The sequence below is a fragment of the Pseudomonas cuatrocienegasensis genome (genome assembly GCF_900110925.1).
GTDB classification, from domain to species: domain Bacteria; phylum Pseudomonadota; class Gammaproteobacteria; order Pseudomonadales; family Pseudomonadaceae; genus Aquipseudomonas; species Aquipseudomonas cuatrocienegasensis.
Genome location: NZ_FOFP01000001.1, coordinates 39,816 through 52,810 on the forward strand (window position 1 = coordinate 39,816; position 12,995 = coordinate 52,810).

Below are 12,995 nucleotides of genomic sequence, written 5' to 3' on the forward strand. Positions count from 1 at the left end.
GCGGTCGAGGCCGTCGTGCGCAATGATCGGGACCATCAACGGCCCCATGGGAACACGCTAATTCCCGGCTGTCGCTTCGCGCGGCCCAGGCTACAACACTGAAGGCTATCGAGCTGTGTGTAGGAGGGGCTTTAGCCGCGAGCGTTTCTTACGCATGGGGCTGTACTCAGGTGTTTGCCTGCGCGTTGGCTTGTTGCACCTGCCAGGCCCAGGCAAACGCCAGCAAGCCGGCCAGGGCGGTGGCGGCGCCGATATAGCCGGTGATGGTCCAGCCGAAGCCGGCGCTGATCGCCAGGCCGCCCAACCATGGGCCTAGGGCATTGGCGATATTGAAGGCCGCATGGTTGGAGGCGGCGGCCAGGGTTTGCGCGCCTTGCGCCACGTCCATCAGGTGGGTCTGCAGCGCCGGGGCCAGGGCGACCATGGTGCCAACCATGAAAATCGCCGGCAGCAGGGTCCACAGGGAGTCGGCAGCCAGGGGGAACAGGCCCAGCACCAGGGCGCTCCACAGGAGAATCCAGGCCACCGCTTTGAAGCGCAGGCGGTCGAACAGCCAGCCGCCCGCGAGGTTACCGAGGATGCCGCCCAGGCCGAAGATCGCCAGGGCCACCGGAATCCAGCCGGGGTCGACGCGGGTGACTTGCAACAAGGTCGGCGCCATGTAGCTGAACACGCAGAACATGCCGGCAAAGCCTATCGAGCCGATCAGCAGCGCCAGCCACACCGGCGCGCGGTTGAAGGCGCGTAACTCGCCCAGCGGGCTGCTGCGCACCTCGCTGCGGTCGAGCGGCAGGAAGATCGCCACCATGGCCACGGTGCACAGGGCAATCAGGCCCACCAGGGCGAAGGCGTAGCGCCAGCTCAACGTCTGGCCGAGCCAGGTGGCCACCGGGTTACCGATCAGAATGGCGATCGACAACCCCATCAGCACCCGGCTGACGGCCTTGGCGCGCTTGTGTGGCGGGGCCATGGACGCCGCCACCAGCATGGCGACGCCAAAATAGGCGCCGTGGGGCAGGCCGGCGAGAAAGCGAAACAGCATCAGCCAGGGATAGTCGGACGCCAGGGCGCTGGCCACGTTGCCCAGAGCGAAGGTGCCCATCAGCATCAGCAGTAAAGGGCGTCGGCGCAGGCGAGCACCGAGCATGGCCAGAATCGGCGCGCCGACCACCACGCCGATGGCGTAGGCACTGATCACATGACCGACCTGGGGTTCGCTGATGCCCAGGTCGCGCGCCACTTCGGGCATCAGGCCCATGATGGCAAACTCGCCGGTGCCGATGGCGAAGCCGCCGAGGGCCAGAGCCAGTTCGATCAGCAGGATCGCCCGCGGCGTCAATCGGGGGCTGGTTGCAGCAGTCATCAGAGGCTCTCGGTGCGGCGAAGAAAGCCGCCGATTATCCCCCTTTCACAGGTCGGCGGGAAACCCGGTAGTCAGGTTTAGCGATAGCGCGCGAGTATTTCTTCGAATTCGCCGTCCTGGCTCATCTGCACCAACGCGCGCAGCAAGCGCATGGTTGGCACATCCGGCTCGTCACGCACGATGCAGGCCACCAGATCGGAAGCCAGCGCTTTGACTGGGTAGAGTTGCTGCGTAGGTGACTGGTGGCGATTGAACCAGGCCAACGTCATTGAGTTGCTGATGCCATAGCGTTGGCGTCCGGCCTTCAGCTTTTCCAGCACCAGCTCCTGGCTGCGGGCGTCTTCACGGCGCAACTGGCCACTGCTGAACAGTGCTTCGAGGGTCGGGTAGGTAAAGCCCAGTACGGTGCCGATGGTTTCGCCGTGCAACTGCGTTGGCTCCACAGCAACTGGCTGGTGCGCGACCAGCAGGTCGTGCTGAACCATAAAGGGCACGCTCCAGATGTACTGATGATGGGACTCGGTCAGCCAGGCCGGGTTGACGTAGCAACGCACGTCGATTTCACCGCGCACCAGCATCTGCTGCACGCGCAGGCGCGGAAGCACCAACAGCTCCGCCTGGCGCCCGACCTTTTGGGCAAGGCGCAGCTGCAGGTCGTAGAGGATGCCGGCAGTCGCTTGACCCTCGACGATTTGCATCATCGGCATGGCCCAGCTATCGCTGACGGAAAAACGCAGCGGTCGTTGTTCGTCAGCTGTTGCCTTGCCCACCAGAAGCAGGCAGGCAAAAACCAGGGAGTACCAGGTGAGGGGGCGTCGGGGCATGCCGGCTGCTCGCAAAGATCGCGCAGCCGACACTTAACCAGAAAGCCTGCGCGCTGGGTATCACCGTGCGCGTGTTCACACACCCTTGCTCAAGCAGTTAGCAATGGCACTGCCAAGCAGCGCCAGGCCCAGGTCGATTTCCTCGTCGCGAACGGTCAGCGGAGGTGCGATGCGGAACACCCCACCCATGCCCGGCAGTTGCACGATATTCATGCTCAGGCCCAGGCGCATGCACTCGCGGGTGATGGCCGCGCCCAGCTCCGAGGCGGGGTCCTTGGTCTGGCGGTCCTTGACGATTTCCATGCCCAGCAGCAGACCGCGGCCGCGCACATCGCCGATGCAGTCGAAGCGCTCTTGCAAGGCCAGCAGACCATTGCGCAGGCGCGCACCGGCTACATTGGCGCGTTCGACCAGGTTGTCGCGTTCCACCACTTCCAGCACCTTGAGGCCCACAGCCGCAGGCAGCGGGTCGGAGACATGGGTGGTGTAGAACAGAAAACCGCGCTCGTGGGCCTGCTCTTCGATGGCCGCCGAAGTCACCACCGCGGCCAGAGGCAGGCCGGCGCCAAGGGTTTTCGACAAGGTAAGAATGTCCGGCGTTACGCCCTCGCGTTCGCAGGCGAACATCATGCCGGTGCGGCCGATGCCGGTCTGCGCCTCGTCGAGGATCAGCAGCATGCCGCGCTCCTCGCACTTGGTTTTCAAGGCACGCATATAGCCGGCTGGCAGCTCGATGATGCCGCCGGAGCTGAGAATCGGCTCGGCAATAAAGGCGGCCAGGTTGCCGGTGGACTGCCGGTCGACCAGGTCGAAGGCGTAATCCAGCTCGGCTTGCCAGTCGAACTCGCCGTGGCGCTCGAAACGTGGCCGGTAGGGGAAGGGCGCCGGGATTGCCAGCGAGCCGACCGCCGCGGGGCCATAGCCCTTGCGCCCGGCGCTGTAGGTGGCCGAGGCGGCGTAGCCGGTCATGCCATGCCAGGACTGAGCGAAGCCGACGATTTCGAACTTGCCGGTGACCAGTTTGGCCATGCGAATGGCCGCTTCATTGGACTCGGCTCCGGTGCTCAGCAGCAGGCTGCGGTCCAGGCCGGCCGGGGTCTTTTCGGCGAGTTTGCTGGCCAGCTCGACCACCGGGCGGCTGAGCATGCCGCTGAACAGGTGGTCCAGGCGCTGAATGTGCTCGCTGACCACGGCACAGATGTCCGGGTGGCCGTGGCCGAGCAGGGCGCTCATCTGCCCCGAGGTGAAATCAAGAATCGGCCGGCTATCGGCGTCATAGACAAAGCTGCCCTGGGCGCGCTCGATGATCATCGGCTCGAAGCTGCCGCCATAGCGGATCAGGTGTTCACGCGCATTGCGCCAGAAGATGGGATCGTTATTGGCGGACATGGCGGGTGATTCCTGTGAGCGTTGACTGAGCTTGCAGTCTAGGGCTGCCTCAGGTTTTATTGGATCGAATAGTTCTTATATGAGTTATCAGGAGTGCTTATAGCGTGGGCCTGTCTCTGGATATCGATCTGTTGCGCAGTTTCGTGATGGTCGCGCAAACCCGCGCCTTGAGCCGCGCCGCTGCGCATATCGGGCGCACTCAGTCGGCCTTGAGCATGCAGATGCAGCGCCTTGAGCAGGTGCTCGACCAGCCGCTGCTGCAACGCACCGGTCGCGGTGTATTGCTCACCCCTCAGGGCGAACGCCTGCTGGTGCATGCCCAGCGCATCTTGCGCTGTCACGACGAGGCCCTGGCTGATCTCACGGGCAAGGGCCTGAGCGGCACCATCCGCTTCGGCTGCCCGGACGATTACGCCGCGGTGTTCCTGCCGCACTTGCTGCGCGGTTTCGCCCGCGAGCATCCGCAGGTGCTGGTGGAGGTGATCTGTGCACCCACTCCGCGCCTGCTTGAGCAGATCGAGGGGCATGCCGTGGACCTGGCGCTGATTTCCCTGGCCGACGCCGATGCCACGGACGTGATCCGCCGTGAACCGCTGGTCTGGGTCGGCTGCTCCGGCACTGATGCCGCGGCCTTTGAGCCTCTGCCTCTGGCGCTTTCGCACCTGGACACGCTTGACCACGTGGCGGCGCGGCAGTCGCTCGACAGCGTCGGCCGTGCCTATCGCGTGGCCTATGCCAGCAGCAGCCTCGCTGGCTTGACCGCGCTGGTACGCTCCGGCCAGGCAATTGCGGTGTTGACCCAGACTGCGGTACCGGCCGACCTGCAAATAGTGCCGGCCAGCGCCGGCTTACCGCCGCTACCGGCCGTGGGCATCAGCCTGCGCTTTGACCGGGAGCAGCCGAGTAGCCTGGTGGCGGCGTTCGCCCTGCATATTCGCCAGCAATTGCCAGCGCTGTAGCGTCTCCGAGCGGCATGGGCGAAAGGGTTTGGTTATGGCACACTCTGCTGCTTAAGAGGGATGTGCTCCTGCCTGGCGCCTGTGTCCCATCTGCTCCCGGACAGGCTGCCCGCGCCGCCCGGATAACTGTCTGCCCGTGTGGCATAGAACAAGAGGAATGACCGTGCACAACGTCGTCATCAGTGGCACCGGCCTGTACACCCCGGCCAACAGCATTTCCAACGATGAGCTGGTGGCGTCCTTCAATGCCTACGTGCAGCAGTTCAATGCCGAGAACGCCAGCGCCATCGAGCGTGGCGAGGTCGACGCGCTGACCGAGTCGAGCAGTGCCTTTATCGAAAAGGCTTCGGGTATCAAGAGCCGCTTCGTTATCGACAAGGCTGGCATCCTCGACCCGGCACGCATGGTTCCGCGTATCCCCGAGCGCAGCAACGAGCAGTGGGGCATCCTTTGCGAGATGGCCATTGGCGCGGCCCAGGATGCCCTGGCGCGAGCCGGCAAGACCGCCGCCGACATTGATGGGGTGATTGTCGCCTGCTCCAACCTGCAGCGCGCCTACCCGGCGGTGGCCATTGAAGTACAGGCCGCACTTGGCATCCAGGGCTTTGGCTACGACATGAACGTCGCCTGTTCTTCGGCAACCTTCGGTATCCAGGCTGCGGTCAACAGCGTGCAGCTCGGTCAGGCGCGGGCGATCCTGATGGTCAACCCGGAGATCTGCACCGGCCACCTGAACTTCCGTGACCGCGACAGCCACTTTATCTTCGGCGATGCCTGCACCGCCGTGATCATCGAGCGTGCCGACCAGGCCACCTCGGCGCAGCAGTTCGACGTGCTCGGCACCAAGCTGCTGACCCAGTTCAGCAACACCATCCGCAACAACTTCGGTTTCCTCAACCGCGCGGCGGAAGAGGGGATCGGCACCCGCGACAAGCTGTTCGTGCAGGAAGGTCGCAAGGTATTCAAGGACGTCTGTCCGATGGTTGCCGAACTGATTGCCGCGCACCTGCAGGAAAACGGCCTGGAAGTCGCCCAGGTCAAACGCTTCTGGCTGCACCAGGCCAACCTCAACATGAACCTGCTGATCGCCCGCAAACTGCTGGGCCGTGACGCCGAGCCCCATGAAGCGCCGGTGATCCTCGATACCTACGCCAACACCAGTTCGGCGGGTTCGGTGATTGCCCTGCACAAGAACCACGAAGACCTGCCCAGTGGCAGCATCGGCGTGCTGAGTTCCTTCGGTGCGGGTTATTCGATTGGCAGCGTGATCCTGCGCAAACGCTGAGATCGCTGTAGGGTGCGCCGTGCGTACCTGTTGATGCGGCTGTGGTGCGCATAGCGCACCCTACGGGAACGCCATGACGGATGCCGATCTGCTGAAGCGTCTTCTGGCCGGTGAGCAGAAGGCCTACCGTGAGCTGGTTACCACTTACCAGGGCGCCATGCGCGCGGTGGCGTTCGCCATTGTCGGCAGCCGTAACGCCGACGAAGTGGTGCAGGATGCCTGGCTGGCCGTGGTGCGTAGCCTCGATGGCTTCCAGGGTCGCGCCAGCCTCAAGACCTGGCTGCTGACCATCACTGCCAATACCGCCAAGACCCGTTTGCGCCACAACCGCCGTGAGGTGTTGATGGATGATCTGCCATCGCCTCACGGCAGCATCGACGATGCGCGCTTCGCCGAAGACGGCCACTGGTTGCTAGCCCCCCATGCCTGGCATCAGGACACCCCTGAGGCGCTGCTGACCGAGGCCGAGCTGCGCGATTGCCTGGAGCGGACGTTGGCCAGCCTGTCCGAGTTGCAAGGCAGCGTCTTGCAGCTACGTGAGCAACAGGGGCTGGAGCTTCAAGACATCTGTAATCTTTTGGACATCTCGCTCTCCAATGTCCGCGTGCTGCTGCATCGTGCACGTTTGAAGGTATTCGCCACGCTGGAGCACTTCGAGGAGACCGGCCAATGTTGACGTGCAAAGAGCTGGTCGCGCATTCCAGTGACTACCTGGATGGACAACTGAACCTGCGCGGCCGTCTGGCGGTGTGCGCGCACCTGGCCTTGTGCGGGCATTGCCGGCGCTTTATCCGCCAGATGCGCCTGAGTCAGGCGGTGCTGCGGCAGCTGGACAAACCCGTCAGCGCCGAGCTCGATGCGCTCGCCAGCCGCCTGGCCGAGACCCGCCGCGAGCTGCCCTGAGTCTTCTTGCAGGCATTGTCCCGCAACCCTTCCAGCGACTCTCCCCCGTAATGTCTGATGCTGTGTGCTTCAACGCGGCAGAAAATACTCACAGCGGCAACAATATCGAAGGCTTTATCAGCGGCGCCTTTCCGGTGCTGCACCGGCTGATCGAGGCCAGTCGCTGGCAGCGCCTGGTGCGCAGTTTTATCGCTGAGCACCAGGCGCGCACGCCGTATTTCTTGCAGATCAGCCAGGAGTTTCTCGCCTGGTTGCAGCAGGGCTATGTCGCCGAGGCCGGCGATCCGCCGTTTGTGCTGGAGCTGGCGCATTACGAGTGGGTCGAGCTGGCGCTGGATGTCAGCGAGGCCGAACCGGCTCTGCTGGAACTGGCCCAGCAGCATGGCCTGAGGGCCGATACGCAGTACTTCAACAACGCCCAGATCGTGCTGGATGACTGGCAACGTCAGGGCATCTGGTGTCCTTAAACCTTCGCTGTACCTGAATCACTGCGTCCAAGAATCGACTTGTGGGGGCCGCGCCCCGCGGCGAATGCCATAGGCAACGCCGAAATAACTGAATGGCTGCAATCGATTCGCCCTGAGGCGGGGCTCTTACGCCTGTAGGGTGGTTTATACCGGCGCTGCGTTATGGCCTGCATAAGGTTGCAACAGCCTATTGGGACAGAGCCTTTTTCAATCGTCTCCAGGACACCTTGGATGTGAGGGCCTTTTGATGTTTCGTTGCACGCCGCGTTGCCGCGAACGAAACATCAAAAGACCCTGCTAAGGCCCCTGCAGTGGGAGGGCGTCGTGATAGATGAGCGCCTTGAGAGTTGGCTCCTGCGCACCGCAGGAGCCCTGTTTTAGGTGCTTACTGTTGAGCCCATTTCAGGAAGGCGCTGCGGCTTTCCGGGGTCAGCAGGTTCCACATTTGTTGCAGAGTGGTCAGGGTTGCATCGTTGTGCGGCAGCGCAGCGGCCTGAGCCGGTGCGGGAGACAGTACTACTGGTTGGGTCGCTGCGCCGGAAGCTGTGCCCAGTGGTGCGACGGTAGTGGCTTGCGGGGCGACTTCCCTGGACCCCATCAGGGCGGCGAGTGCCGAGACGTTACGATTGCCGGCCTGTGCTTGCTGACGCTCACCAGTGCGGGTGTTCACGGCCCAGGCAGTGAATTCGTCCTCGAACTTCTTGGCTTCTGCCAGATTGTTCGGGCGGTCGAACTCCAGGCGCCAAAGATCACCGGCCTTGCCCTCGATATTGAAGATGGCAGTGCGGCCACGCACTACTTCATGGCTGATGCCGCCAGCGATGTCGAAACCATTCTTGTAAAAAGCCTGAATCTGGTAGGCGCCTGGTTGTAGTAGCAGTTGCTTGTCGTCCAGGCTATACGCGGCGTTGGCTGCGGAGTAGGGCTGGCCGTTGATACTGCGAATCTCCAACTCGCCGGGAACCACTACAGTCAGTACCTTGCTCTGCGGCTGCGGTGCGCCGGAATACAGTTGAACTTGTGGTTGCTGGGCACAGGCGGCCATCAGGCAGGCCATTGTGATAACGAACAAGCGGCGCATGGAAACTCCTAATTGCGAAGGCCCGCCGGTACTCGGCGGTTTGGTCGATTGCATTTCGAACACAAGAATAAGACTGATAAGTGTCAGTTAAATGACAAACCGGGCTGCCCCTCGCGGAGCAGCCCGGTTTGTTTTCATTCCAGTCCCTAGGGATTAGAAGTCGTAGCGCAGACCTACGGTGAGACCGGCCGCTTTTTCACCGGCTGCTCTGTTTACGTCGTTTTCGTCGATTGACTGGCCGCTTGGCGTGGCAGTGCGGGACTGCATCCATGGGGAGTAAGCAACGTTTTCGTCGTTGTCTACTACTGCGTAGTTGGCGTAGACGCGTACAGCTTTGTCCAGTTTGTGCTCGACACCCACTACCCACATGGTGGCGTCAGCATTTCTGGTGTCGCTGTCGTTGGTCATCCAGGTGGCTTTCAGTGCGGTGTTCTTGGCAATTGCGAACTCGCCACCCAGGCCGAAGACGTTGAAGGTGCCAGCATCACGCTGAGCACTGGTAGTATCGTCAACGCCGGTGAAATCGGTGGTTTGGTAGAAACCGACCAGTTTGAAGGTTTCGGTTAGCTTGTAGGCGGCAGCGGCGCGAATGGAGTCAGCCTCGCCACGCAGGGTATCTTCTTCTACCTGCTCGTAGGCCAGGGAGGCTTCCAGAGGACCACCGAGGTAGTTCAGCGACACGCTGAAGGCATCGCTATCTTCGTTGTTGGCAGCGCTATCGGTGATGTTGAGCGATTGGCCTTGGTACATCGAGTAGGCCGCTTTGACATTGAAGCCATTCAAGTCAGGCGTGGTGTACTGGATGGTGTTGTCATAACGCTCGTCAAGGCGGCCGGAAGTGACGCGAGCCAGGTTGTTCATGTCGCCGACCTGGTCACCGAACAGGTTGAACGGGCCACGAGCTACCTTGAACGGGCTGTCGAAACGACCGGCCTGAACAGCGCCGAAGTTGCCGCTCAGCCCGACAAAGGTGTCACGAGTGGCGAAGCTGGTGCCGCCGCTGGAGGAGCCGGTGGTGAAATTGATCTGCTGCTCGATCTGGAAGAAAGCTTTCAGGTCCGGGTTGATTTCATGGTCGCCCTTGAAACCCAGGCGGGAGGAGTTGCTCGACAGGTTGGTTTCGGAGTACTTGGCACCATCATCAAGGTAATCCACCGATACGTGCGCACGGCCATAGACGCTTACGTCTGCCATGGCCACAGCAGGTACCGACAGAGCAGCACCAACAGCAACCGCAATCAACTTCATCTTCATTGAAAAACTCCTTCGGTTATGAAACGCCGTCATCGCCTTTGGCATGACTTCATCTGTTTGGACGGAGGCGATTATGGAAGTCCCATATGACAGAAGGCTTGCTCCCGTGTGACATTTTAGAGTCAGGGGAACTTTTTCAGAATCAAGCAGTTGCATTGCATATAAGGCCCCGTTAGCGGGGGAGCGATCACCGCGGTAGGGCCGCGCGGGCGAACCTCATATGTTGATTGGCAAACTTAGAGTACGGCTTCGAGTTGTGGTGGCTCGCGTGCGACGGCATCATGTCTGGCCATTGTCAGGGCCTGTTCCATTTCGTTCGCGCAGCGCTGGAGCAGTCCCTCTCGGGAAATTTTCTTCGGAGCCCTGCCATGACCCTTCTGCTCGCAGATTCTCTGCGCTGCTTGCCGGCTACGAGCTGGGACGCGCTGTCGGCCACTGACCAACCCTTTCTACGTCACGCTTTTCTCAGTGCCCTGGAAGACAGCGGCAGCATCGGCGCTGGTACGGGCTGGCAGGCGGCCCATCAGGTGCTCTTGGGCGCAGACGGCAAGCCGCTGGCCGCACTGCCGGCCTATGTCAAACAGCATTCTTACGGCGAGTATGTGTTCGATCACGCCTGGGCCGATGCCTGTCACCGCGCAGGCATTGAGTACTACCCCAAGTTGCTGGGCGCGATTCCCTTCTCACCGGTCAGCGGGCCGCGCCTGCTGGGGGATCCGTTGGCGGCGGCGCAGTTGCTCGATGAACTGACCGCCAGCCTGGAGCCGCAGGGGCTGTCGAGTGTGCATGTGAACTTCACTGACCCGGCAGCCGATGCGTTGTTGCAGGGGCGCGAGGGTTGGCTGGAGCGCTACGGTTGCCAGTTTCACTGGCACAACCGCGGCTACCGGGATTTTCAGGATTTTCTTGAGGCCCTGAGTTCGCGCAAACGCAAACAGATGCGCAAGGAGCGCGAGCAGGTGGCCGGGCAGGGCATCGAGTTCGAGTGGCGCGAGGGCCATCAACTCACTGAGGCCGAGTGGGATTTTGTCTACCAGTGCTATGCCAACACCTACCAGGTGCGGCGACAGGCGCCGTACCTGACGCGGGCTTTTTTCAGCCTGCTGGCTGAGCGCATGCCCGAGTCAATCCGCGTGGTGCTGGCGCGCCAGGGCAGTCGGCCGGTGGCCATGGCGTTCAGCCTGATTGGTGGCGGTAGCCTGTACGGCCGCTATTGGGGCTGTTTGGCCGAGTTCGACCGGCTGCACTTCGAGACCTGTTTCTATCAGGGCATGGCCTACGCCATCGAGCAGGGTGTGCAGCGTTTCGATGCCGGCGCCCAGGGCGAGCACAAGTTGATCCGCGGTTTCGAGCCGCAGATCACTCGCTCCTGGCATTACCTCTGTCATCCCGGCCTGCGCGCCGCCGTGGCCGATTTTCTCGACCAGGAGCGCGCTGGCGTGCTCGCGTATGCCGAAGAGGCGCGCACCTTACTGCCGTATCGCCAGGCCTAAGTGTGCCCCTAAGTGGGCTCAGTCGACGCCGACAAAACCGCCGGTCTGGTGCTGCCACAGGCGCGCATAAAGGCCGCCGCGGGCGATCAGCTCGGCATGGCTGCCGGTTTCGACGATCTGCCCAGCGTCGATCACCACCAGGCGGTCCATGCGCGCGATGGTCGACAGGCGGTGGGCGATGGCGATCACCGTCTTGCCCTCCATCAGGCTGTCGAGGCTTTCCTGGATGGCCGCTTCGACCTCCGAGTCCAGCGCCGAGGTGGCCTCGTCGAGGATCAGGATCGGCGCGTTCTTCAGCAACACCCGGGCGATGGCGATGCGCTGGCGCTGGCCGCCGGACAGCTTGACGCCGCGCTCGCCGACCTGGGCATCCAGGCCATGGCCGCCCTGGCCGTCGTCAAGCAGCGGGATAAAGGCATCGGCGCGAGCCTTGCGGGCGGCTTCCAGCAGCTCGGCTTCACTGGCCTCGGGCCTGCCGTAGCGCAGGTTGTCGCGAATGCTGCGGTGCAGCAGAGCGGTGTCCTGGGTGACCACGCCGATCTGCGCGCGCAGGCTTTCCTGGGTGACCCGAGAGACGTCCTGATCATCGACGAGAATGCGCCCGCCTTGCAGGTCGTACAGGCGCAGCAGCAGGTTGACCAGGGTCGACTTGCCTGCCCCGGATGGGCCGACCAAACCGATCTTCTCGCCGGGTGCCACCTGCAAGTCCAGGTGGTCGATCACTCCGCCAGCTTTGCCGTAGTGGAACTGCACACCCTCGAAACGCACGCCACCCTGGCGCACCTGTAGCGGCTCGGCATCGTCACGGTCCTGCACCAGACGCGGCTGGACGATGGTCTGCATGCCGTCCTGCACGGTGCCGACGTTCTCGAAGATGCCGTTGACCACCCACATGATCCATTCGGCCATGCCGTTGATACGGATCACCAGGCCCACTGCCAGGGCGATGGCGCCGGTGCTGATCAGCTCCTGGTGCCACAGCCACAGCGCCAGCCCGGCGGTGCCGGCGATCAGCAGGCCATTGAGACAGGTGATGGTGAAGTCCAGGCTGGTGATGGTGCGGCCCTGCAGGCGGAAGCGCTCGAGCAGCGTTTGCATGGCGTCGCGGGTGTAGTTCTCTTCGACCTGGGTGTGGGCGAAGAGCTTGAGCGTGCTGACGTTGCTGTAGCCGTCGACCACCCGGCCCATGACCGCCGAGCGTGCGGCCGAGGCCGCAGCGGAGCGGTCCTTGATGCGTGGCACGAAGTACCAGAGCGTGGCGCAGTAGCCGATGATCCACAGCAGCAGCGGGATCACCAGGCGCAGGTCAGCGGCGGCGAACAGGTAGAGCGCGCTGCCGGCATACACGGTGACATGCCACAGCGCATCGACCACCTGCATGGCCGAGTCGCGCAGCGAAGGGCCGGTTTGCATGATGCGCTGGGCAATGCGCCCGGCGAAGTCATTCTGGAAAAACCCCAGGCTCTGCTTGAGCACGTAGCGGTGGTTCTGCCAGCGGATCAGGTTGGTCAGACCCGGGTTGATGGTCTGGTGCACCAGCAGGTTATGCAGACCGAACACCAGTGGGCGAATGAGCAGGGCGACCAGTGCCATCCACAGCAGCTCGCCGCTGTGCTGGCTGAAAAAGGCTGCGCTTGGCGTGGCCTGGGTCATGTCGATCAGGCGGCCAAGGAAGCTGAACAGCGCCACCTCGATCAGCGCGGCGAAGAAGCCGACCACGATCACCGCGAGCATCAGCGGCCAGATCTGCCGCAGGTAATAGGCATAAAAGCGCAGCAAGCCGGCGGGCGGGGCCACGTCCGGGCTGGGCTTGAATACGTCGATAAGGGCTTCGAAACGCTGGAACAGCATGGGGTTTCCTTGGGCTATGTCCCAAACAGTGTTGCACGGCGACGATGCTTTTGTGGGAGCTGCGCCCCGCGGCGAATGCCATGGGCAACGCCGAAATAACTGAATGGCTGCAATCGATTCGCCCCG

The 12,995-nt window shown here is 62.7% G+C and carries 12 protein-coding genes; 6 read left to right on the forward strand and 6 right to left on the reverse strand.

Translation table 11 applies throughout. From position 1 onward, the window contains the following. Positions 1-166: 166 nt before the first annotated feature. The 3 genes from BMW49_RS00200 to BMW49_RS00210 all read right to left on the reverse strand — a co-directional run bounded on the left by BMW49_RS00200 (position 167) and on the right by BMW49_RS00210 (position 3,576). The gene (locus BMW49_RS00200; protein WP_069517114.1) at positions 167-1,363 is read right to left on the reverse strand and encodes an MFS transporter; all 1,197 of its coding nucleotides are present in this window, start codon (positions 1,361-1,363) and stop codon (positions 167-169) included. A gap of 77 nt (positions 1,364-1,440) precedes the next feature. After that, positions 1,441-2,187: a substrate-binding periplasmic protein gene (locus tag BMW49_RS00205; protein ID WP_083251678.1), complete on the reverse strand. Its 747-nt coding sequence runs from the start codon at positions 2,185-2,187 to the stop codon at positions 1,441-1,443. A gap of 75 nt (positions 2,188-2,262) precedes the next feature. Further along, positions 2,263-3,576, reverse strand: coding sequence for an aspartate aminotransferase family protein (locus BMW49_RS00210; RefSeq protein ID WP_069517113.1), 1,314 nt, complete (start codon positions 3,574-3,576; stop codon positions 2,263-2,265). 104 nt (positions 3,577-3,680) lie between these two features. On the opposite strand from BMW49_RS00210, the gene BMW49_RS00215 reads away from it, so the two are divergent. The 5 genes from BMW49_RS00215 (at position 3,681) to BMW49_RS00235 (ending at position 7,190) form a co-directional block, all read left to right on the forward strand. Continuing rightward, entirely contained in the window at positions 3,681-4,535 is an 855-nt protein-coding gene (locus tag BMW49_RS00215) for a LysR substrate-binding domain-containing protein (RefSeq protein WP_069517112.1), read from the forward strand. Positions 4,536-4,698: 163 nt separating this feature from the next. Further along, a complete protein-coding gene (locus tag BMW49_RS00220) occupies positions 4,699-5,820 on the forward strand; it encodes a beta-ketoacyl-ACP synthase III (protein ID WP_069517157.1) in 1,122 nt (373 codons plus the stop codon). A gap of 73 nt (positions 5,821-5,893) precedes the next feature. Then, positions 5,894-6,496 carry an RNA polymerase sigma factor gene (locus tag BMW49_RS00225; protein ID WP_069517111.1) on the forward strand — a complete coding sequence of 201 codons (603 nt, stop codon included), beginning with the start codon at positions 5,894-5,896 and terminating at the stop codon, positions 6,494-6,496. Continuing rightward, on the forward strand, positions 6,490-6,723 hold the full coding sequence (locus BMW49_RS00230) for an anti-sigma factor family protein (protein ID WP_069517110.1): 234 nt from the start codon (positions 6,490-6,492) through the stop codon (positions 6,721-6,723). The genes BMW49_RS00225 and BMW49_RS00230 overlap by 7 nt, the downstream gene beginning before the upstream one ends. 50 nt (positions 6,724-6,773) lie before the next feature. Continuing rightward, positions 6,774-7,190 carry an HvfC/BufC family peptide modification chaperone gene (locus BMW49_RS00235; RefSeq protein ID WP_069517109.1) on the forward strand — a complete coding sequence of 139 codons (417 nt, stop codon included), beginning with the start codon at positions 6,774-6,776 and terminating at the stop codon, positions 7,188-7,190. Positions 7,191-7,575: 385 nt separating this feature from the next. Here BMW49_RS00235 and BMW49_RS00240 read toward each other — a convergent pair whose 3' ends face one another. Both BMW49_RS00240 and BMW49_RS00245 read right to left on the reverse strand, forming a co-directional pair. Further along, positions 7,576-8,271: a DUF2057 family protein gene (locus tag BMW49_RS00240; RefSeq protein WP_069517108.1), complete on the reverse strand. Its 696-nt coding sequence runs from the start codon at positions 8,269-8,271 to the stop codon at positions 7,576-7,578. Positions 8,272-8,424: 153 nt separating this feature from the next. Beyond that, positions 8,425-9,525, reverse strand: a complete 1,101-nt coding sequence (locus tag BMW49_RS00245; protein WP_069517107.1) for a porin — start codon at positions 9,523-9,525, stop codon at positions 8,425-8,427. Between the two features lie 368 nt (positions 9,526-9,893). Between BMW49_RS00245 and BMW49_RS00250 the strand changes: the two genes are divergently transcribed. Further along, complete coding sequence (locus BMW49_RS00250) at positions 9,894-11,018, forward strand: GNAT family N-acetyltransferase (protein ID WP_069517106.1); 1,125 nt, start codon at positions 9,894-9,896, stop codon at positions 11,016-11,018. Positions 11,019-11,036: 18 nt separating this feature from the next. Here the strand turns inward: BMW49_RS00250 and BMW49_RS00255 are convergent, their stop codons facing one another. Beyond that, on the reverse strand, positions 11,037-12,869 hold the full coding sequence (locus BMW49_RS00255; RefSeq protein ID WP_069517105.1) for an ABC transporter ATP-binding protein: 1,833 nt from the start codon (positions 12,867-12,869) through the stop codon (positions 11,037-11,039). Positions 12,870-12,995 lie beyond the last annotated feature (126 nt).